The sequence below is a fragment of the Antrihabitans cavernicola genome (genome assembly GCF_008297975.1).
Classification (GTDB): domain Bacteria; phylum Actinomycetota; class Actinomycetes; order Mycobacteriales; family Mycobacteriaceae; genus Antrihabitans; species Antrihabitans cavernicola.
This window is the reverse complement of the sequence record NZ_VLNY01000014.1, coordinates 40,352-61,761: the sequence shown is the minus strand read 5'-3', so window position 1 is coordinate 61,761 and position 21,410 is coordinate 40,352. Positions and strand designations below refer to the sequence as shown.

Annotated in this window: 17 protein-coding genes and 3 pseudogenes; 6 read left to right on the top strand and 14 right to left on the bottom strand. The window is 64.8% G+C overall.

The genetic code is table 11. From position 1 onward, the window contains the following. Nucleotides 1–58 precede the first annotated feature (58 nt). From FOY51_RS22120 to FOY51_RS22080, 9 genes and pseudogenes are all read right to left on the bottom strand, one after another. The gene (locus FOY51_RS22120; protein WP_149432437.1) at nucleotides 59–1,495 is read right to left on the bottom strand and encodes a GuaB1 family IMP dehydrogenase-related protein; all 1,437 of its coding nucleotides are present in this window, start codon (nucleotides 1,493–1,495) and stop codon (nucleotides 59–61) included. 11 nt (nucleotides 1,496–1,506) lie between these two features. After that, nucleotides 1,507–2,346, bottom strand: a complete 840-nt coding sequence (locus FOY51_RS22115; RefSeq protein WP_149432436.1) for a DMT family transporter — start codon at nucleotides 2,344–2,346, stop codon at nucleotides 1,507–1,509. Nucleotides 2,347–2,350: 4 nt separating this feature from the next. Further along, nucleotides 2,351–3,637 carry a DEAD/DEAH box helicase gene (locus FOY51_RS22110; RefSeq protein WP_149432435.1) on the bottom strand — a complete coding sequence of 429 codons (1,287 nt, stop codon included), beginning with the start codon at nucleotides 3,635–3,637 and terminating at the stop codon, nucleotides 2,351–2,353. Between the two features lie 12 nt (nucleotides 3,638–3,649). Beyond that, nucleotides 3,650–5,227, bottom strand: coding sequence for a DEAD/DEAH box helicase (locus tag FOY51_RS22105; RefSeq protein ID WP_371830481.1), 1,578 nt, complete (start codon nucleotides 5,225–5,227; stop codon nucleotides 3,650–3,652). Between the two features lie 252 nt (nucleotides 5,228–5,479). Beyond that, the gene (locus FOY51_RS22100) at nucleotides 5,480–6,430 is read right to left on the bottom strand and encodes a M56 family metallopeptidase (protein WP_149432433.1); all 951 of its coding nucleotides are present in this window, start codon (nucleotides 6,428–6,430) and stop codon (nucleotides 5,480–5,482) included. Between the two features lie 63 nt (nucleotides 6,431–6,493). After that, complete coding sequence (locus FOY51_RS22095; RefSeq protein WP_149432432.1) at nucleotides 6,494–6,910, bottom strand: BlaI/MecI/CopY family transcriptional regulator; 417 nt, start codon at nucleotides 6,908–6,910, stop codon at nucleotides 6,494–6,496. A gap of 78 nt (nucleotides 6,911–6,988) precedes the next feature. After that, nucleotides 6,989–7,864 (bottom strand): ABC transporter ATP-binding protein, encoded by an 876-nt coding sequence (locus tag FOY51_RS22090; protein WP_149432431.1) that lies wholly within the window; start codon nucleotides 7,862–7,864, stop codon nucleotides 6,989–6,991. After that, nucleotides 7,861–8,910: a FecCD family ABC transporter permease gene (locus FOY51_RS22085; protein WP_353961384.1), complete on the bottom strand. Its 1,050-nt coding sequence runs from the start codon at nucleotides 8,908–8,910 to the stop codon at nucleotides 7,861–7,863. The genes FOY51_RS22090 and FOY51_RS22085 overlap by 4 nt, the downstream gene beginning before the upstream one ends. A 2-nt stretch (nucleotides 8,911–8,912) precedes the next feature. Then, nucleotides 8,913–9,917 (bottom strand): annotated as a pseudogene (locus FOY51_RS22080) (FecCD family ABC transporter permease); the annotation flags it as partial. Nucleotides 9,918–10,045: 128 nt separating this feature from the next. Between FOY51_RS22080 and FOY51_RS22075 the strand changes: the two are divergent. Together FOY51_RS22075 and FOY51_RS22070 are read left to right on the top strand one after the other, a co-directional pair. Beyond that, nucleotides 10,046–10,750, top strand: a complete 705-nt coding sequence (locus tag FOY51_RS22075) for a hypothetical protein (RefSeq protein ID WP_149432429.1) — start codon at nucleotides 10,046–10,048, stop codon at nucleotides 10,748–10,750. A 244-nt stretch (nucleotides 10,751–10,994) separates the two neighbouring features. Further along, complete coding sequence (locus FOY51_RS22070; protein ID WP_149432483.1) at nucleotides 10,995–11,387, top strand: PaaI family thioesterase; 393 nt, start codon at nucleotides 10,995–10,997, stop codon at nucleotides 11,385–11,387. A 9-nt stretch (nucleotides 11,388–11,396) separates the two neighbouring features. Here FOY51_RS22070 and FOY51_RS22065 read toward each other — a convergent pair whose 3' ends face one another. From FOY51_RS22065 to FOY51_RS28020, 5 genes and pseudogenes are all read right to left on the bottom strand, one after another. Further along, nucleotides 11,397–12,503, bottom strand: a complete 1,107-nt coding sequence (locus tag FOY51_RS22065; RefSeq protein ID WP_149432428.1) for an NDMA-dependent alcohol dehydrogenase — start codon at nucleotides 12,501–12,503, stop codon at nucleotides 11,397–11,399. Between the two features lie 33 nt (nucleotides 12,504–12,536). Beyond that, nucleotides 12,537–13,997 carry an aldehyde dehydrogenase gene (locus tag FOY51_RS22060; RefSeq protein WP_149432427.1) on the bottom strand — a complete coding sequence of 487 codons (1,461 nt, stop codon included), beginning with the start codon at nucleotides 13,995–13,997 and terminating at the stop codon, nucleotides 12,537–12,539. 91 nt (nucleotides 13,998–14,088) lie between these two features. Then, nucleotides 14,089–15,747 (bottom strand): AAA-type ATPase lid domain-containing protein, encoded by a 1,659-nt coding sequence (locus tag FOY51_RS22055; protein WP_149432426.1) that lies wholly within the window; start codon nucleotides 15,745–15,747, stop codon nucleotides 14,089–14,091. A 76-nt stretch (nucleotides 15,748–15,823) separates the two neighbouring features. Continuing rightward, nucleotides 15,824–16,084 (bottom strand): annotated as a pseudogene (locus FOY51_RS28030) (PaaX family transcriptional regulator C-terminal domain-containing protein); the annotation flags it as partial. A gap of 45 nt (nucleotides 16,085–16,129) precedes the next feature. Beyond that, nucleotides 16,130–16,690: pseudogene (locus FOY51_RS28020) on the bottom strand (PaaX family transcriptional regulator); the annotation flags it as partial. A 173-nt stretch (nucleotides 16,691–16,863) separates the two neighbouring features. Here FOY51_RS28020 and FOY51_RS22045 point away from each other — a divergent pair. From FOY51_RS22045 to boxC, 4 genes are all read left to right on the top strand, one after another. Then, complete coding sequence (locus FOY51_RS22045) at nucleotides 16,864–17,727, top strand: amidohydrolase family protein (RefSeq protein ID WP_149432424.1); 864 nt, start codon at nucleotides 16,864–16,866, stop codon at nucleotides 17,725–17,727. A 112-nt stretch (nucleotides 17,728–17,839) separates the two neighbouring features. Then, nucleotides 17,840–19,321, top strand: a complete 1,482-nt coding sequence (gene boxB, locus FOY51_RS22040) for a benzoyl-CoA 2,3-epoxidase subunit BoxB (protein ID WP_149432423.1) — start codon at nucleotides 17,840–17,842, stop codon at nucleotides 19,319–19,321. A 2-nt stretch (nucleotides 19,322–19,323) separates the two neighbouring features. Further along, on the top strand, nucleotides 19,324–19,686 hold the full coding sequence (locus FOY51_RS22035) for a hypothetical protein (RefSeq protein ID WP_149432422.1): 363 nt from the start codon (nucleotides 19,324–19,326) through the stop codon (nucleotides 19,684–19,686). 33 nt (nucleotides 19,687–19,719) lie between these two features. Then, complete coding sequence (boxC, locus tag FOY51_RS22030; protein ID WP_149432421.1) at nucleotides 19,720–21,408, top strand: 2,3-epoxybenzoyl-CoA dihydrolase; 1,689 nt, start codon at nucleotides 19,720–19,722, stop codon at nucleotides 21,406–21,408. Nucleotides 21,409–21,410 lie beyond the last annotated feature (2 nt).

Sequence of the window (21,410 nt, the reverse complement as noted above, 5' to 3'; positions counted from 1 at the left end):
TTCCTTTCGCTGGGTGACAGGTCCCCACACATTACCGGTAGGAGCAGTCGGGCGGCAGTCACCAACCGGACGGCAGCGGACGACCTTCGGCGAATCCGGCTGCGGATTGCACACCCAGAACTGCCTTCTCGTGCAGTTCCGGCAAGCTGCGTGCACCCGCGTAGGTACAGGTGCTGCGCACTCCGGAGCAGATGTGATCGATCAGGTCCTCGACGCCGGGGCGTTCCGGGTCCAGTCGCATGCGGGAGCTGGAGATACCCTCTTCGAACAGGCCTTTTCGGGCGCGATCGAAGCCGCTGTCGGACGCGGTCCGCGCTGCGACGGCACGCTTGGACGCCATTCCGAAGCTCTCCTTGTAAGCATTGCCCGACTGGTCGATTCGCAGATCGCCGGGCGATTCGTAGGTGCCGGCGAACCAGGATCCGATCATCACGTTCGACGCACCCGCCGCGAGGGCGAGAGCAACGTCACGCGGATGTCGGACGCCGCCGTCGGCCCAGACGTGCACGCCGACCTCGCGGGCGGCATCGGAACACTCCGCAACCGCGGAGAACTGTGGACGGCCGACGCCGGTCATCATGCGGGTGGTGCACATGGCGCCCGGCCCCACTCCCACCTTCACGATGTCTGCACCGGCGGCGGCGAGATCGCGCGTTCCCGCGGCGGACACCACGTTTCCCGCTGCAAGAGGCACGCCGAGGTCCAGCGCGCTGACGGCACTCAGCGCGTCCAGCATCTTCGTCTGATGACCGTGTGCGGTGTCGATGACCAGCAGGTCGGCGCCTGCGTGCACCAAGGCCTTCGCCTTTGCTGCGACGTCGCCGTTGATGCCGACCGCTGCCGCGACGCGCAGCTTGCCCGCGTCGTCGGTGGCGGGCAGATAGATGCCGGCTCGGACCGCACCGGTTCGGGTCAGGACGCCTGCGAGTCTTCCGTCGGCGTCGGTGAGAATCGCGATCGCGTCGTGCCTGGTCTCGAGAAGTTCGAAGACTTCACGCGGAGACGTCGACACCGGAACGCTGACGAAGTCGGTTGCCGCGACCGAGCGCAGCCGAGCGAAGCGGTCTACATCGGCGCATGCCGCTTCGGTGACCACACCGACCGGGCGATCGTTCTCGACGACGACAACGGCACCGTGCGCGCGTTTGTGCAGCAACGCCAGTGCATCGGACACCGAATCGTCGGGATGCAGCGTGACCGGCGTATCCGCGACGAGGTTGCGGCTCTTCACGAACGACACGGTTTCGGCGACCGCCTCGATCGGCAGATCCTGGGGGAGTACCACCAAGCCGCCGCGACGTGCCACGGTCTCTGCCATCCGGCGCCCGGCGACAGCGGTCATGTTCGCCACGACGATCGGAATGGTGGTGCCGGAACCGTCACCGGTGGCGAGATCGACGTCGAATCGGGAGGTCACCTCGGTCCGGTTGGGGACGAGGAAAACGTCGTCGTACGTCAGGTCGTAAGGCGGGGTCTGCCCGGGAAGGAACTGCACGTGTGGCAATTCTACGCGGACTGGGCTTGGGAACGCGACAACAGCAACGTAGCGACGGCCATGACGACGACGGCAGCAGCGGTGACACCGATCCCGAGGGCGTCGGCACGCAATCGTTCGTCCAGAACGGTCATGCCGACGAACACCGCCGCCAACGGTTCCGCGATGGTCACCGCGGGTAAGGACGCCGAGAGCGGTCCTACTTGAAATGCGCGCTGCTGCAGGTAGACACCGACGATGCCGGATGCGATCAGGATCCACGTCTGCCAACTGGTCAGCACCGACCAGATGCCGGAACCGAACCGATCGGTGACGTCTTTCGTCAGAGCCGCCGCGAGGCCGAACAACAGTCCGCCCGCGGCGCCCAGAAGCAGTGCGCGCAAGCCGACTTCGATTCGTGCCAACCCACCGGCCGTCGCGACTCCGACGACGACGAGCAGCACGATCAACGGGACGGCCCACTCGGAAAACGGTGCGTCGCTCTTACCCTCGCTCGGGTTGCCGACAACGAGAAAGACGGCAAGTGCTCCAGTCAGCGCAGCCGCCAACGCCCACATGCGAGGCGTAATTCGGCGCCCGGAGAATCGGGCGGCGAGTGGCAGCGCGAAGACCACGGCGCTGACGAGCAGCGGCTGAACGATCAGTACCGAGCCCAGGCTCAACGCAATGGCCTGCATCGCGTAGCCGCCGCCGTCACCGGCAATTCCCGCCCACCAGCGCGGCTTTCGGATCAGCTCGCTCATCAGCGACTCGCCTTCGGGGACCGACGACGCCGCGTGTTGTTGTGCCACAGCAGCACACGCGAAAAGCAGCGCGGCGATCAGCGAGCAGACGATGGTTGCGTAGGGCATCGGATCAGTGTGAGCCGCGTCGACGGTTGCCGCGGTGGCGGGTCGGCTGAGCGTCGATCGGAACACGTGACTTTCGGCGTGGCGGCGCGGCCGCGGGCGGAGTCGGTTTCTCGATCGGGATGCCGGATGGTGCACGCGCGCCGGTGATCTCGGCGAGTTCGCGACTGCCGGGGCGCACCTCGATCCCGATGATCTCTACACCGGCCTTGCGAGTGACTTTGGCGACGAGGTCGCGTTCGTCCTCGGTCACCAGCGTCACGACGACGCCGTCGTCACCGGCCCGTGCGGTGCGTCCGGCGCGATGGAGATAGTCCTTGGCCTCGGTGGGCGGATCGACGTGAACCACCAGCGTTACGTCGTCGACGTGGATGCCGCGGGCCGCGACGTCGGTAGCGATCAGCACCGGTGTTGTGCCGTCCCCGAACTGGGCCAGGGTGCGGGTGCGGTTGCCCTGAGTGCGGCCGCCGTGCAGCGCACCACACGCGATGCCCGCAGCCAGCAGCTGTGTCTCGAGACGGTCGACACCGTGCTTGGTCCGGCAGAACATGATGGTTCGGCCACTGCGAGCGGCGATTTCGGCGGCGACTTGCCACTTGTCCGTCTTGCTGACGAACAGCAGGTGGTGGGTCATCGTCGTCAAAGTCGCTTCCACCGGTGCTGTCGAATGCGTGACCGGTGAATGCAGATACGAGGTGACGAGAGTGTCCACATCTGCGTCGAGAGTTGCCGAGAACAGCAGGCGCTGACCGTCTTTCGGCGTGGCATCGAGAATTTTGCGGACCGGAGGCAAGAAGCCCATGTCTGCCATGCGATCGGCTTCGTCGATGGTGGTGATCGCGACGGCATCGAGGGCGACCGAGCCCTGATCGAGGTGGTCTTGCAATCGGCCGGGCGTTGCGATCAGTAGATCGACGCCACGACCGAGCCGCTCCGTTTGCCGCTTCAGAGGAATTCCGCCGACGACCGCGGCCACCCGAAGTCCCAGCGCGAGAGCTGGATCGTCGAGTGCTTGCTCGATCTGGACGGCGAGTTCACGCGTGGGTGCAAGGATCAGGCCCCGAGGGCTGCTCGGCTTGCTGGGGGCCCCAGCGAGCCGAGCGAGCATCGGTAGACCGAAGGCCAGCGTCTTACCCGATCCGGTGGGGGCTCGGCCGAGAACGTCTTTGCCCGCCAACACATCCGGGATGCACGCCGACTGGATGGCGAACGGTGCCACGAAGCCTGCTCGGCGCAGCGCTTGGACCAGCACGGCTGGTAGGCCGAGCCGGCCGAACGTCGCGTCGGTCGTCATGCGCCCGGTGTCTCACGCACTCCGGTTCGAGCGCCTTTCGAATCCGCCGTACGAGCTGTCACCGGTGCGGGCTCGGAAGCCACCCGACGTGCGCGGTGCTGCCGAGCTGTCCCGGCGCTCGGGGCGGCCTTCTGCGCGGAAGCCGCCGTCTCGTGGCGCGCTCTCGCGGCGAGGCCCGCCCTGGCCGCGGTAGCCACCTTCGCTGCGCTGGCTGTCGCCGCCGCGGTAGCCGCCCTCGCGGGGAGCGTTGCCGCGGTAGCCGCCGCCACCTTCGCGACGCGGCGGCCGCGAGCGACCGTCGAAGGAGTTGCGGCGATCGGTGTAGGAAGCGCTCTGCCGCAACGGTTCTCCGGTGGGCTGCTGGGCGCCGGTGATCGATGCGAGCTGGTCGGAGCCCGGTGCAACCGGCACCGGCGTCGTCTTCACACCGGCCATCGAGGTGAGCTTGCGCATCATGTTGCGCTGGTTCGGCAGCACGATCGCGACGACGGTGCCCTTCTCGCCTGCGCGAGCGGTCCGGCCTGCTCGGTGCAGGTAGTCCTTGTGATCGGCAGGCGGGTCCACGTGAACGACCAGGTCGATCCCGTCGACGTGGATGCCGCGGGCGGCGACGTCGGTGGCCACCAGAACCGGGGTGCGACCGTTCTTGAAACGCTCGAGCACGCGGGTGCGCTGGTTCTGCGCCTTGCCGCCGTGCAGTGATTCGGCTGCAATGCCCACTGCGCGAAGGCGATCCGTGATGCCCTCGCAGCCCAGCTTGGTGCGGGCGAACATGATGGTGCGACCGCCCGATCGGGCGCCGATCTCGGCGAGCACCTTGTCCTTGTTGCCGCGGTCGACGAGCAGGACGTAGTGGTCCATCGTGTTCACGCTCGCGCGACCGTCCGCGGTGGAGTGCTGGACGTGGTCGGGCAGGAACTGGCGAACCAACGACTGGACCTCGCGGTCCAGGGTTGCCGAGAACAGCAGACGCTGGCCGTCGTCTCGCGTGTCGCCGAGGATGGAGCGCACTTCGGGGAGGAAGCCCATGTCGGCCATCTGGTCTGCTTCGTCGAGCGCGGTGATCTCGATGGCGTCGAGTATGGCGGTGCCCTGACGCAGGTGATCGCCCAGGCGACCGGGGGTGGCGACGAGGATGTCGACGCCGCGACGCAGCTGATCGGCCTGCTTGCCGAACGGCGTACCACCCACGGCGGGACGCACGGTGAGGCCGAGTGCACCCGCGTAGGTGCCGAGCGATTCGACGACCTGGAAGGCGAGCTCGCGGGTCGGAACCAGGACGAGTGCGCGGGGACGCTTGGCAGCGGGGCGATCGGTGTGGCGCGCCAGCCGGGTGAGCATCGGCAGACCGAACGCGAGCGTCTTGCCGGAACCCGTCTGTGCGCGGCCGAGGACGTTGCGGCCCGCGAGCGCGTCGGGGAGTGCCTTCGCCTGAATCGGCGACGGAACGGTGATGGAGTTCTTCGAGAGTGCGTTCACCAAGGCGTCGGGCAAGCCGAGGTCGGTGAAGGTGATCTCGGGTGTGGTCGGTGCGGCCGTCTCGTGAACAGCATTATCTTGAACAGCAGTATCTTGCACAGCGTTAGTCACGCGGGGTGGTACCTCTCCGGACATAGGGCACGTCGCGGAGCGGTAGCTGTCATGCAGCACGCACAGTGGGACGAGCCTGGGCACTCTCCGCCCGGTCGACGAGTCCGTCGACGCGCAAATACGGGCGAATGGGCCATTTCATGGAAATCGGCCGCGATGGCGGCCGTTGTCGAGTCTACGCGACCGGCGCCGTCTCGCGGGTGTCGCCCGAGTGTGACCTGGCCGACTGCTCGGTGCTCCGACTACTTGGTACTACCGGCTCTGGAACAGCCGATTCAGCTCTACCAACCACGGCACCGCGACCGCAATTGTCGGTAGCACGAGAATTGCCGCGGCAGCAAGATACGCCGCTGACGACTTGCGGGCATCGCCCTGCGGGCCGCTGAGACGCTGGACGCGGATCAGTGTGTTCGGGCCGCCTGCAGCGAGCGCGCCTTGTGGGGCCGTCGACCGCGAACACGTCACGAGCGCCCGGGCAAGGGGAGTGGGTCCGGTGACCTTCACAGCGGAATCGTCGGCAAGTAGTTCGATCAGCAATTGCACGGAGCCGAGCGCCGAGTCGCTGCGCACGAAGCGGGGAAAGGCCTCGTTGACAGCGGTGAAGGCCTCGAGGACCAAGTCGTGACGTGCCCGAAGGTGCGATCGCTCGTGGCTGAGGATCGCGGTGATCTCGGATTCGTCGAGGTTGGCGAAGGTGCCCTCGCTCAACACCACTCGTCGCCGGATCCCAGGGAGGCAGTAGGCGATCGGCTCGGCGGCCTGCAATACCCGGATGTCCGACGAGCGCGGCGACCCACCACCTGCGTCGGTGCGATCGAGCAGATCCACCAGCATTCGGTGGCGCGAACGGCGTCGTCGCGTCCGGACGCCCACCCGCAGAATCGCGTAGATCAGGCGAGCACCGACCAGCAAGGTCAGCGCGAGCACCACGACATAGGTGGTCCACAGCGGAACACCGAGAACGTCGATTTCCCTGGTGGGTGAGGTCGTCGGGCGACCGTTGGGGCCGGGAACCAGGAGCTGACTGGCGATCGCCAGACCGGACCCGAACGCGGACAGGACCGCGGCCAGCGCGATCGCCTGCCAGAGGACGAGGGCGGCCCGTGGCGAATGATGGGTCCACGTTGCCCTGCTGAGAACTGCCGGTGCCGGACCCGCGAGTACGAGGGCCAACACGGCAAATACCAGGGCGGTGACGTTCATCGCGTAATGATCACCGGACAGCTTTGCCGGACGGATCTGCGCGAGATGGACACGGCGGTCACTCTAACCGTCCGATGGCGGCGCTTGACCGCGTTGGGAGACCTTGGCCGCCTCGGACTTTTCCAGTTGCGCGAGCGCCTCGCGAAGGGCGTCGGCTTCACTCGGGCCGACCTGCCCGACGAAGTGAACCAGGGCCGCCTCGCGGCTACCGGATTGATCTGCCTGCTGCAGTGCGTCCACCATGAGGCTGGCGACCAACTCGTCGCGACCGTGCATGGGCGCATAGCGGTGGGCGCGATCATCGCGTTGCTGGCTGACGAGGTCCTTCTTCGCGAGCCGCTGCAACACGGTCATCACCGTCGTGTAAGCCAGCTCTCGATGTGCGGCAAGGGCTTCGTGCACCTGTCGTACCGTCTGCGGTTCCGTGGATGCCCACAGGTGATCCATTACTGCTCGTTCTAGCTCGCCCAAACCTGCCATTTGACCGATTCTACGTTCGGTCCGACGCAATTGCGTACTACATGTTGTCGTATCTAAGAAAATCGAGTGTGGTAATGGTCATAGTTCGGCTCGGTGCGCGACAGGACCGCCGACAGCGCCGTATACGTGCCGGGTTCCGATCGGGACGATCAGGGGCCGATCCGACACCGGATCGTCGATGACTGTCGCGGACAGGTCGAACACCTCGGCGAGCAGTTCGGCGGAGATGACCTCCTTCGGCGACCCCGATGCGACGATTGCGCCCTTCGACATGACGATGAGCCGGTCGCTGTAGCGGATGGCGAGATTGAGATCGTGCAGCACCATGACGACCGTGCGGCCCAGTTCCTCGTGTAACCGATCGACCAGGTCCAGCACGTCGACGGAGTGTGCGAGATCGAGGAACGTCGTCGGCTCGTCGAGCAGCAGAATGTCGGTTCCTTGCGCGAGCGCCATCGAGATCCAGGCCCGCTGACGTTGGCCGCCGGACAGTTCGTCGATCGGGCGGTCGGCGAGGTCGGCTATGCCGGTGAGGCTCAGAGCGTCGGCAACCGCGCCTTCGTCGTCGGAGGACCATTGGCGGATCCAGGACTGATGTGGGTGTCGGCCACGCGCGACGAGATCGGCGACGGTGATGCCTTCCGGCGCGACGGGCGATTGGGGGAGTACCCCGAGAATCCGCGCGACGTCACGGGTCTTCATCGAGGAGATGGCGTTGCCGTCGAGCAGGACCGAGCCCGCCTTCGGCCGGAGCAATCGGCCGAGAGCGCGTATCAACGTCGACTTTCCGCAGCCGTTGGGGCCGATGATCGTGGTCACCACGCCTGCCGCAATGTCGACGTCGAGACCGTCGACCACCACGCGATCGCCGTATCCCAGGGAGACGGCGGTGGCCGACAGACTGTGTTTTATCGTCCTGTGGTTCGTCGTCGAGGGCGCGGAGCTTGCCGTCATGCCGACACCTTCCGGTTGTTGCGAACGAGCAGATAGAGCAGGAACGGTCCGCCGAGTGCGGAGGTGACGATCCCTGCGGGCAATGCCACCGGAAGCAAGGTTCGCGCGATCACGTCACTGCCGACCACCAAGATCGCGCCGACCAGCGCAGACCCGATGATCGGCTCGCCCGCGGACCGCAGGACACGTCGGGCGATCTGCGGTGCCGCGAGAGCGACGAAGCCGACCGGGCCAGCAGCGGAGGTGGCGACCGCCGCAAGAATCACCGACGCGAGCAGGAGTATCCCTTGGCGAGATTGTAGGGCGACGCCGAGTGATCGCGCCTTGTCGTCGCCGAGGCGGATGACTCCGAGTGTCGAGACCGACAGCAGTGCAACGCCTCCCGCGACGGCGAGGCCTGCGGCAACGGGCCACAGCGTCGTCCAGTCGCCGTCGACGAGCGAGCCGTTGAGCCACTTCTGGGCGGTGGCAACGTCGGCGATGTCGGCGTTGACCAACAGCCAGCTGATGACGGCGACCAACATGGCGTTCACACCGATGCCGATCAACACCAGGCGGTAGCCGTCGACGCCGTTTCGCCAGGCAAGCAGATAGATAGCGACCGCAGTGAGCACGGCACCACCCAACGCAGCCATCGGAAGTCCGATCGTCGCGAAAAGGCCTGTGGCCGAACCTGTTCCCGCAACGATCAGCGCGACCGCCGCCACCCCGGCTCCTGACGTGATGCCGAGCAGGTCCGGACTTGCCAACGGATTGCGCAGGATGGATTGGGAGAGTGCGCCCGCGATACCCAGCGCCGCACCGACCGCGAGACCCGTCGCTGCGCGAGGCAAGCGCAGGTCCAGCACGATGAAACGCTGTGCGCGAGTTCCTCCGCCGAACAGGATGTCTGTCACGTCGGTGATCGACAGCGGGAGGTCTCCTCGACCGATGTTGACGCACAACGCGATTGCGAGCACGCCGGCGAGAATCAGCGTGACGGCCACCATCGCAGGCCGTCGCACCACCGAAACGGGCCCGACCCGGAGCGCGGGACGGGAGTCGATGCTCACAGGCTGACCAACTTTCGGCGTCGCACGATGGCGATGAAGAACGGTGCGCCGACAATTGCGAGCACGATCCCGACCTGCAGTTCGCTCGGCCGCACGACCACTCGCCCGATCACGTCTGCGATCAGGAGTAGGAGTCCGCCGATCAACCCGGCGTAGGGAACGAGCCAGCGATAGTCGGGCCCGGTGATCGCCCGAGCAATGTGCGGGACGACCAGACCGACGAACACGATCGGTCCGCACGCGGCTGTCGCACCGCCCGCGAGGAGTGTGATCGCGAGGATCCCGATGCCCCGACTCAGTGCGACATTGGTGCCGAGCGAGCGCGCGACGTCCTCGCCGAGGCTGAGAGTGTTCAGGCTGGGCGTTGTCGCCAGCGCGATGACCACGCCGACGACGAGGAACGGCAAAACCTGCCAGAACACGTCGAGGCCACGACCGGCAGTCGATCCGACGATCCAGAATCGAAAGGTGTCCAGTGCGATCGTGTTGCTGAGGACGACGGCGTTGGTCATCGCCTGCAGAAAGAACGTGACTGCGGCACCGGCCAGCGCGAGGCTGAGCGGACTGGCTTTTCCGTTGCCTATCGACGAGGTGCCGAACACGACGATGCTGGCCAGGAACGATCCCGCAAACGCGAACCACAGGTACTGGCTGGATGCGGTGAGTCCGAACAAGTGAATCGCGAGGACGACAAGGAAGGCGGCACCTGCGTTCAGTCCGAGAAGTCCGGCGTCCGCGAGCGGGTTGCGTGTGTGAGCCTGAATCAAGGCGCCGACCACGCCGAGTGCGATGCCGACGATCAAGGCGAGCCCAGTGCGTGGGACCCGGAGCTCACGAACGATCCGGTCTGCGTCGGAGCCGGTGGGATCGAGCAGCGCGTGCCGAATCTGACCGAGCCCCAAGGGTTGTGCGCCGATCGCAACGCTGGCGGCGACAGCAACGACCAGTAGTGCGAGCACGACGCCGAGGCCGAGAAGGCGTCGACGTCGGGCGGCAGTGATCCGCGTGGTCGAGTCGAGAGTCACGGTCGGGGTGCTCCTGGCGCATTCGGTGCGGGGAAGGGGTGCATCCCACATATTTGTCTGGTAAGCCTAACCTATCTTCAATCGCCGACCCGAGGAGTGCCCCGATGTTCGACGCCGCGACCGCATCGCCGATCCGCCGACGGGAGTCGGTATTTGTGGATGCGTCCGACAGGCTGCGCAGGCTCTACCCGGAATGCCCCCGGGTGTACGCCGTTGCGGCGATGGCCGATCAGGGCAAGCGGCGGTGGTGGCGTTTGCAGCCAGGTCTGGACGGGGGCCGAATCGAGAAGATGTATGCGCGGGCCTCCGAAGAGATGTTGAGCAACGACGCGGCAGCTGTGGCGGTGGCGACGTCGTTGATCCACGCGATCGTGGGTCGAGTCGTCGCATCCGTCGTGCTGGACGGCCGCGCCTGGGATCCGGGTATCGAGAATCTGTGGATCCACATGGACAGCGACGGTGGAATCGATTGGGCCGGAGTCGATGACACGACGATCCGGGTGTTGCCCGACGACGTTTTCGCGGGTGATCCCGGCACCGTGACGTTGCCGTGCGAGGAAGCGTTGTTCGTTTGGCTTGCTCATCGCTGCATCACGTCGTTGGATGCCGTGCTCGAGCGCCTCGACGAGTGTGTGGACTTCGACCGGCAGCGATTCTGGTCGATCGTCGGGGAAGCGATCGTCGGTGCTGCGACCTACGTGCCGATCCTTGCGAACTCGGCCGAATCGCGCGCGGCGCGCCGCGGTCAAGGCATCCTCGATGCGATGACGGCTGTCGGTGTGCCTGTTCGCCGCGAAAGAGTTGCGTAGTTAGGGCAGCCTTGCCTATAGTCGCAACAGACGAACGGACCGAGCCGGAGTCCTGAGGGCTGCAGAGACCCCCGGTCCTTCCCGCGACGGGCCTCCTACCGATTACCGGTGCGGGGCCCGTCGCACTTTTCCTTGCGGCGTCGTGTACTGCTGAGAGAACAATTTCTCGCATCGACAGGAGACGCGCGTGACCGAGAGCGACGGACCGACCCATCCGAGTGTTGCCGCTGTGACCCCCGAAGAGATGACCAAATGGACGGGGCAGGGGTTCGACGGCGTGATCGGATTGCGATTCACCGAAGTGAGCGGCGATCGGGTGCGAGCGCAATGGACGGTCGGGCCCGCGATGCATCAACCGAACGGGATCGTCCATGGGGGCGTGCACTGCTCGGTGGTGGAGTCGCTGGCAAGTGTTGCCGGAGCCACGTGGTTCGGCGAGCGCGGCCGGGTGGTCGGCGTGAACAACAACACCGATTTCTTGCGTGCGGTCAGCACGGGGAAGCTCTTCGGCGAAGCGACCCCGATTCACCGCGGCCGGTCACAGCAGCTGTGGCAGGTGTACATCACCGACGAGCAGGAGCGCACGATCGCCCGCGGCCAGGTGCGATTGCAGAACCTCACGGCCACGGGCGACTAGCACCGGATCTCAGTAGTGGATCACCCCGCGAATGTTCTTGCCGTCGCGTAGATCCTGGTAGCCCTCGTTCACCTGCTCGAGGGTGTAAGTGTTGGTCACCAACTCGTCGAGCTTCAACTGGCCCGAGTCGTAGAGGCGAAGCAGCCGCACGATGTCGTATTGCGGATTCGCCGATCCGAACAGTGCGCCCTTGATGGTCTTCTCGTTCAGCGTCAGGTCGAGGCCCGAGACGTGGACCGTCAGCTTCTCCGGAGCGGCAAGCCCGGTGATGACGACCGTTCCGCCCTTGCCGATCGCGGCCGTCGCTGCAGAGACCACGTCCTCGTCGACCGTACCGACCACGATCAGCGCGGCATCCGCTCCCTGACCCCAGGTGAGTTCGGTGATCTTCTCCTGCGCACTCGCCGCGTCTGCAAAGGCATGTGTCGCACCGAATTTCAGTGCCGTCTCGCGTTTGAAGTCGATCGGATCCACCACGATCACGTATTTGGCGCCTGCGTGCACGGCGCCCTGAACCGAGTTGATGCCGATCCCGCCGATGCCGTAGATCACCACGGTGTCGCCGGCTCGCACGTTGCCCGCGTACACAGCGGTACCCCAGCCGGTCGGGACGCCGCAGCCCACCAGTACTGCCTTCTCCAGCGGCAGCCAGTCGTCGACCTTCACCACCGAGTGCTGCGAGATGGTTGCGCGTTCGGAGAAGGTACCGAGCATGCACATGCCGCCGAAATCCTCACCGCCACCGTGGAATCGGAAGGTGCCGTCGGGCAGGCAGCCCTCCAGGATGGTCGCGCCGAGGTCGCACAACGATTGGTGCCCCGTTGCGCAGTAGCGGCAGGTTCCGCAGTTGGGAATGAAGCTGCAGACGACGTGATCGCCTGGTTTGACCTTGGTGACACCGGGACCGATTTCTTCGATGATGCCCGAGCCCTCGTGGCCGCCGACCATCGGGAATCGCGGTGGCAGGTCCCCGTCGGTGAGATGGAGATCCGAGTGACACAGTCCGGCGGCGACGAACTTGATCAATACCTCGCCCGGTCCCGGCCCGTCCAGATCGAGTTCCATGATCTCGAAAGGCTTTCCGGCTGCCATCAGTACTGCTGCTTTGGTTTTCATGTGCGGGTGCTCCTTGTAGAGGTTCGTGTGCGGTCAGCGGTAGATGGACTTGACCTGCTGGAAATTTCCGATCGCGTCCGGTCCCAGTTCGCGACCGATGCCGCTGTCCTTGACGCCGCCGAACGGCGAACTCGGATCGGGCAGGTAGGTGTTGATGCCGATGGTTCCGGTGCGGACTCGCTTCGCGACGCTCAGCCCGCGGTCGTCGTCCGAGGTCCACACGGTGCCGCCGAGTCCGAAGGCGGAATCGTTCGCGATCCGGATGGCGTCGTCGTCGTCGCTGTACGGAATCACCGACAGCACAGGTCCGAAGATCTCTTCACGGGCGATGGTGTGGTTGTTGTCGACGTCCGCGAAGATCGTCGGCTCGACGAACCAGCCGCGGTCCTGGCCCTTCGGCCTACCGCCGCCGGTGACAAGGCGGGCGCCGTCGCCGCTGCCCTTGGCGATGTAGCCCTCCACCCGCTCGCGTTGTCTTTCGCTGGCCATCGGGCCGATCTGCGTGGCCGGATCGAGGGCATCGCCGACTGCGAGCGAATTGGCCAAGGCTTCGAATACGCCGACCACCTCGTCGTAGCGACTGCGGGGAGCCAGAACGCGGGTCCCGAGGAAGCACGTCTGGCCGTTGTTGAGAAGCGTTGCGCCGAAGAGCTTCTCGCCGATGGTCGCGAGGTCCAACTCCGCGTCGTCGAGCACGATGGCCGCCGACTTTCCGCCGAGCTCCAACGTGACAGGACGCAACAGCTTGCCGCACGTCTCCGCGATCGACCGACCGGCAGCCGTGGAACCGGTGAACGCGACCTTGTCGACATCTGGGTGCGACACAAGATAGGCGCCGATCTCGCGGCCGCCCGGCACCACGTTGATCACACCGGCAGGAACTCCAGCAGCCTGCACGGCATCGGCGAACAACGCCGAGTCCAGGACGGTCTCCGGGGACGGCTTCAGCACCAGGGTGCAACCGGCGGCAAGAGCAGGTGCGTATTTGAATGCGGCGAGGGTCTGGGGGAAGTTCCACGGTGCGATCGCGCCGACCACGCCGATCGGTTCGCGCACAACGGTTGTGGTGCCGCCCAGCATGTGGGGGTGTGACGATTCGAAGGACGTGGTGCGCAGCAGGCCCGAGTAGAAGCGGATGACGGCAAGCGGAAAGCCGCCTTCCAGCTGTCGCGCAATGGCGATCGGCATGCCGTTCTGTGCAGCAACGCGCTGGGACATCTCTTCACTGCGGGATTCGAGCTCGTCGGCGAGGCGGTCGAGGGTGTCGGCACGTTTGGCGGGCTCCCACGTGCTCCAGCCGGTGGGATCGTCGAATGCGGCACGGGCGGCGGCGACGGCGGCGTCGACATCGGCCTCGGCGGCTTCGGGAACAGACCCGATCACCTGTTCCGTGCTTGCGGAACGCACCTCGATTCGAGCCGACGAACTGGGTCTGACCCAGTCACCGCCGATGTACAGATTCTCTACGTTCAACAGGGCGGTCGTTGCAGTCATTGTGGAACGTCTCCTTGCATCGGTGCACGGGTGTGCATATACCGATGGTGACGCCGATCACGCTCCGTGAGTGTCCAGGTTCTGGACGAAATCAGCCTGCGATGCCGAGGCCGCGCATCCGCTTGTACAGCGTCGTCGGGCTGATGCCCAGACGCTGTGCGGTGTTGCGCTTGTTGCCGCCGTTGCGGGCCAACTCCGCGACGATGGCCTCACGCAGCGCGGTATCCAACGCGGTGAGCCCGTTCGGCGGAGTCTGGCGCGGGCGTACCAGATCGTCCGGCGTGATGTCGCCCGCAGAGTGCCTGCCTGCCGCCGCCGCGACTTCGGCGGCGAGTTCGGCGATGTTGCCCGGCCAGTCGTATCCGATCAACGCGGTCATGGCTGCGGGGGTGAAGCGGATCTTGTCGCCGTGTGGGAGTCCGGTGAGCATCGCGCGGACCAATTCGGGAATGTCGTGCTTGCGCATGCGAAGTGGCGTCAGCGCGATGGTGGTTCGGCAGCCGGTTACCAGATGCCGATGCTCGTGATCGAGCGCCTCCGCTGGGGTGCTGGACAGCGCAAACCAGGCTGTCGATGCATGCAGCTTCTCGTACAGATCGCGGGCCACGATCGACGGCAGCAGGTGCACGTTCTCGATGGTGATCGGTCGCTCGGGATCCGCCAACGCCTGCTCCACGGTTGCCAGCCACGCAGCGGGTTGGCGGCCGACCAGGTCGGCGCTGTCGAACTGTCGCGGCTCGTGATCGGCCATGATCGCCGCCAGTGTGGTGGTACGCCCCGAGCCCGGTTCGCCCACCACGCACACAGTGGTCCGGTCGCGACGGACGTCGGCGACGTGGCTGTCGACGTCGGGGATCTCGGCGCGCCTGGACTTGGGGACCCAGGCGCCGATGAGCGCACTGTGGGTGTCGTCGCACGGGTCGATCTCGATGACGATTCCCGCGCCTGAGACCGGTCGTTCCCACCGAACCGATGCGCGAAGTCCCGAACTGAGCGTCATCTGTTGCACTACGCCGCTCCGGCGTACGGCGCGATCGGTCAGGGAACGCAGTGCGGCATGGTCCACGGCGTCGACGATCTGACCGGCATGGGTGTTCTCCAGCAGCAACTCGTCGGCGATGGCGATCACCGCTCGCCCGCGTCGGCGGGCCGATGCCTGTTGGAACGCGCTGAAAAGCAACTGTTCGCTCCACCGCGTCTCTTCCAGCAGCCGTCCGGCAATGTCGCGTGCGGCGTGCGTCAGCATCGGTTCCAACAATGGATTGTCCTCCGCTGCAAGGAAAGTGATGTCCAAGACGCCTTCGAGTCTTCGCGTCGCGGGATGCAGCAGGGGATATCCGTAGCAACTGAACCGCTTCATCGCTTCGATGTAGTGCTCGGTTCCGCGAACTGCGAGCGGAGCATGCAATTCGTGCACCGTCGCGATGGAGTTGGTGCCGGATGTCTGCTCGGTGAACGGTCGACCGAGGACAGCGCCGGTATCGGACACCACGTCGTGCAATCTGGTGTTGGTGCCGAATCGCAGATCGACCAGAACGGCGTCGCGATCGGCGAGCAGGACGCAATATCCGGAACCGTCGAGAACGCTCTCCATGCCGTCGAGTACCGGATTGGCTGCGGCAAGTAGGCGGCTACGTCGGTCGACGTCGGACACCGGAACGCTGTCGAGGGAATCGGCTGGTTGCAACCCGCTTTGGCGCGCACGACGCCACGACAGCGCGATTTCCTCGCGGACAAGGGAGTTCGTCATAGGGTTCCGCTCGGCGTGGTGTGGGTCACCTTCAATGTTCTACACTGATTGCGCCGACGTCAAGGCAAGTGTCGAACTATGACGTCCGGCTCACGAGGTCTGTCCAGAAGCTCTGCGCCTTGGCGTGCAGCCGGTCGTGCTTGCGATGGAAGAGAACGGCGGCGTCGGGTCCTGGCCAGTCGTGGTCGAGGAGCTCACGGGGGAGAGCCGGATCGAGGAACGGAAACCGGCGCCACGCCTGGACCAGGCGTATCTGAGAGATGAACGCGGCCTGCGGTGTCGCGCCATCGGCGTCGGTGAAGGTCGAGATGAACTCGTCGTAGAGCCGCTCGACCTCGTCGAGCGACCAAGCGTCGGCGATCATCGTCGACGGATTGCCTATGGACGCAACCGATCCGGTCCAGGCGAACGCGCGCTCGTCGAGCCCGAGGTCGCTGACCACCTCGGCAACCTCGCTCTCCCTGCCGACATCGGGCAGGATCCAAATACCAGGGCTCGGCGATCCCATTCCGAGCCAGGTCAGCCGTGTGCGAAGTTTGTGGCGCAGTTGGCGCTGCGTCTCCGGAATTGCGACGGACAGTACGAGCCAGCGGCCGTCCCACGGTGGCGTGTTGGTCAGAAACGTGTAGATCCGACGAGTTCCCTCCGAGAGCAACCGAGTTCCCGGTGCGGTGATGTGCCAGCACACACGCCGACCGGATCGCTCGGACTCCAGCAGGCCTTCGTTCGCCGACCGCGCTATGGCCTGCCGTGCGGACTTCTCTTCGATGTCGAGCATCGCGAGGGCCTCGACCACCGTCGCTGTCCACACCGGTACACCGCGTGGGTGGACGAATTCGCCGAGGACGGTCAACAGCAATCCGCGCGCGCTGGCAGATCCGGCTTGGCGCCGTCGCGAACCCGCGGCCTGCACGCCTTCCTCGGCATCTTCGACAAGTGTCATGTTGCGCCCCCTACAGGCGTGACTCGGTTCGACCGCGTCAACTCGATCGTGCGTTCGCCCAACCTACTGCGTCGGATCGGCAAGCTGTGGAGCTTCCTGTCGTGTCGCGAGCCGGTCGGTTCGAAGTATGACATTCGCGGACTGGTTCGGAAATCAACTGTAGAGTGTTGTTGATGATCGACGGCCGAGTCGTTATCGATGCGCACGTACACACTCCGCACCTCGCCACTCTCGCCCCGTCCTGGGTGGAGTGGGCGGAGACGTTCGCCAAGGACTACCCGTGGCGGGATGTGTACGACGCCGCTGGTGAACCTGTTCCCGAGCGTCTCGATCGGTTGCTCGCCGAGGAAGGCGTCGATCGCGCACTGCTGTTCTGCGAATACAGCCCGCGCGCCACCGGAATTCAGCCGATCGAACACAACCTGCCCATCGTCGAATGCAATCCCGAACGATTCGCGCTCGTCGCCAATGTCAATCCGCATCTGCACTTTCCGCTTGTCGGTGAAGTGCGCCGGCAGCTCGACCTCGGCGCGGTCGCACTGAAGTTGCATCCGGTGCACGGTGCCTTCGATCCGGGCGACAAAGACCTCTATCCGGTGTACGCGCACTGTAGCGACAACGGTGTCCCCGTCATCTTTCACTCGGGCACATCGAGTTTTCCAGGGTCGCAGACCAGTCGCGGAAATCCGGAACTATTGCTGGACGCGATCGACTACTTCACCGATCTGCAGTTCGTGTTCGCGCACGGAGGGCGCGGCTGGTGGTACGACGTCGCGGCGTATCTGGCGCAGGCGAAGGCCAATGTGTGGCTCGACCTTGCAGGACTGCCACCGAAGAAGTTGCCGGAGTATTACCAGCGATTCGATCTCGCACGACTCGCCCAGAAGATGATCTTCGGAACGGACTGGCCGGGCGTGCCTGGCGTTCGTCGCAATGTCGAGGCGCTCGCCGGCATCGGCCTCCCAGACGACGTGTTGTCCAATGTGTTGGCAGGCAACGCACTTCGAGTGTTCCCGCGTTTGACGGTCACGACGTGACCGACTACGAGAGACCGGATACTCGACATTAAGTTCTACAGAACGCTGTACGTATCGCAATAGGACTGTAGAGTATGAGTAGCGCCGATCAGCTCTCTCAGGAGGCCAATCCATGACTGTTCGCGACGAACGCACCGGCTCGGCACCGGCCCCAACGGGCCCGGTCAGCACTATCGACTACTCCGAGCGAATTCCCAACAACGTGAACTTGGCCGGCGATCGTCGCCTGCAGCGTGCGCTGGAAAGTTGGCAACCGAAGTTTCTGGATTGGTGGAGGACGCTTGGACCGGCGCTGCCGACCAAGGACGTCTACCTGCGGACCGCGATCGCCGTGGGGCGTGACGGCTGGGCGCATTTCGACCACGTGCCCATGGAGGAATATCGCTGGGGGATATTCCTCGCCGAGCAGAATCCCGAACGCACGGTGGCGTTCGGGAAGCACAAGGGCGAGCCGGCGTGGCAGGAGGTTCCCGGCGAGTATCGCGCCGAGTTGATGCGATTGATCACCGTGCAGGGCGACACCGAACCCGCATCGGTCGAACAGCAGCGTGTCCTCGGCAACACCGCGCCGAGCCTCTACGATTTGCGAAACCTGTTCCAGGTCAACGTCGAAGAGGGTCGTCACCTCTGGGCAATGGTGTATCTCCTTCAGGCGTATTTCGGTAGGGAAGGTCGTGAAGAGGCGGAGCAGTTGCTCAAGCGAAACTCCGGCGATCTCGACTCGCCTCGCATTCTCGGAGCGTTCAACGAGGAGACCACCGACTGGCTGCAGTTCTTCATGTTCACCTACTTCACCGATCGCGACGGCAAGTATCAGTTGGGCACGCTCAAGGAATCTGCGTTCGACCCGCTCGCTCGGACCTGTGAATTCATGCTCAAGGAAGAAGCGCATCACATGTTCGTCGGGACCACCGGCGTGCAGCGCACAGTCGAGCGCACCGCCGAATTGATGGTGCAGCACAAGACCGCTGACATTCTGGAGCACGGCGGAATTCCGTTGACCGTGATCCAGAAGTACCTCAACTTTCAGTTCTCGGTGTCGATGGATCTCTTCGGCTCGGAACAGTCCACCAACGTTGCGGCCTATTACACCGGCGGTCTCAAGGGGCGGTGGCAGGAGACCCGACGCAAAGATGATCACGAACTCAAGGATGCGACGTATCGGGTGCGTCTGGTCCGTGACGGCAAGATCGTCGAAGAGGACGTGCCCGCACTGACGGCCTTGAACCTCGATCTGCGTGACGAATACGTGGCCGACTGTGAGAACGGTGTACGGCGCTGGAATCAGGCGCTCGAAGACGCCGGCCTCGAAGAGCGCTTGTATCTGCCGCACGAGGGCTTCAACCGTCGCGTCGGAACCTTCGCCGAACACTTCGTGTCGCCCGATGGTGAGTTGTTGAGCAAGGCGGAATGGCAGGGTAAAGCTGTCGGATGGCTGCCGAACGACGACGACCGCGCCGCTGTCGCCGCTTTGATGGTTCCGCACTACGACCTGGGCGACTTCGCGGGTTGGATCGCGCCGCCGCAGACCGGAATCAACGATCAGCCAGTCGAATTCGATTACGTGCACCTGCGCGAGGAAGCGCTGGCGTAGTCGTGACGCTGCACTGGGGTGACGCCGAGGTGCTCCTTGCCGTGGATTCGTCAGCGATGAGTAGGGGAGTCGGCAGTTTCGTCCTCGACGGACTCGAACGCGAAGCATCGCGGCGCGGGTCAACTACGTGTACAACACGATTCGCCCCGGAGCACCCTCATCTCGATGCAGTCCGGCAATGGTTGGAGGATCGCGGCTTCAGCGGCGCCGATCGGTCGGCAACGCTGAGCAAACGCGTCGGTGCTGCACCTTCGCACGACATGGCCACGCGGACAGTGGGTCCTGTGTTCGATGCCGCTGTCGATCGTGGGCCGGGAAACGAAGAGGCGGGCGGCTACGTCGACCCGGATCAGCAGCGTTTCTGAAGCGTCACTGAGAGCACATACGAGAGGTACACGATGACCGTCACAGCCCCGGCGCCTGAGACACTCGAGGTCGACTTCGACACGAAGCCGTCCGACTACAAGCACTGGAGCCTCGATGTCGACGGCGTAGTAGCGACGTTGACGCTCGCGGTCGATCCACAAGGTGGCCTGGTACCTGGCTACGAACTGAAGATGAACTCCTACGACCTGGGCGTGGACATCGAGTTGTACGACGCTGTCCAGCGACTGCGATTCGAGCATCCAGAGGTCAAGTCGGTGGTGGTCACCGGCGGACTGGAACGAATGTTCTGCGCTGGAGCCAATATTCGGATGCTCGCGCAGTCGACGCACTCGTGGAAGGTGAACTTCTGCAAGTTCACCAACGAAACGCGCAACGGCATCGAGGACGCGACGCAGAACTCGGGGCAGACCTATATTGCGGCGGTCAACGGAACGTCCGCAGGCGGTGGCTACGAACTCGCCGTTGCATGTGATCAGATCGTATTGATCGACGACGGGTCGTCGGCGGTGTCGCTACCCGAGGTGCCGCTGCTCGGCGTATTACCCGGTACGGGCGGACTCACGCGCGTCGTGGACAAGCGCAAGGTGCGCAAGGATCGTGCGGACATTTTCGCGACGAAGTCCGAGGGCGTCCGAGGTGCGACCGCCGTCGAGTGGGGGCTGGTGGACGAGACTGTTCCGCGCGGCAAATTCGACGAGACCGTTCGTGGGCGCGCCGATGCCGCTGCCGCGAAATCGAATCGGCCGGACGACGCAACGGGAGTGATACTCACGCCGATCGAGCGTGACGAGACGGGCGACGCCTTGCGCTATCGCTACGTCAGCGCCGAGTGCAAGCGTGGTGAACGCCGCGTCGACGTCGTCGTCAGCGGACCCGACGGGCCACCGCCCGCAGACGCGGCGGGAGTTTCGGAGCAAGGTGTGGATTACTGGCCGCTGGCCGTGACTCGCGAATTGGACGACCTGATTCTGCGCTTGCGGACCAACGAGCCGGAGCTGGGTACCTGGGTGATTCGCGTTGAAGGCGACAGCGATCTGGTTGCGGCATATGACGATCAGCTCGCAGATCTGTCCGACGACTGGCTGGTCAACGAGATTCGGCAGTACTACAAACGCACCGTGAAACGACTGGATGTGACCAGTCGGAGTTTGTTCGCGGTGATAGAGCCCGGTAGTGCGTTTGTCGGTTTCCTCGCCGAGTTGGCGTTCGCGTGCGACCGTCAGTACATGCTCGACGGTGTGTATGAAGATGTGAATCCAGACGCGACGCCTGCCGCAATCACCCTCTCGGAAGCCAACTTCGGCGCGTACCCGATGAGCAATGGACTGAGTCGCGTGGAATCTCGGTTCTACGGCCACAAGGATCAACTCGAGGCGGCGCACGCTGGAATCGGAAATCCTTTGACCGCGGCCGATGCCGATGCGCTCGGGCTGGTGACCATGGCACTCGATGACATCGATTTCGAAGACGAAATTCGCATTGCTCTGGAAGAGCGCGCGTCCCTGTCGCCGGACGCACTGACCGGCATGGAGGCGAACCATCGCTTCGTCGGGCCGGAGACGGTGGAGACCAAGATCTTCGGTCGACTCACTGCATGGCAGAACTGGATCTTCATCCGGCCCAACGCGGCTGGGCCGGAAGGGGCGCTGAGACGGTACGGGACCGGCGAACGCGCTAGCTTCGATACCAAGAGGGTGTAGCG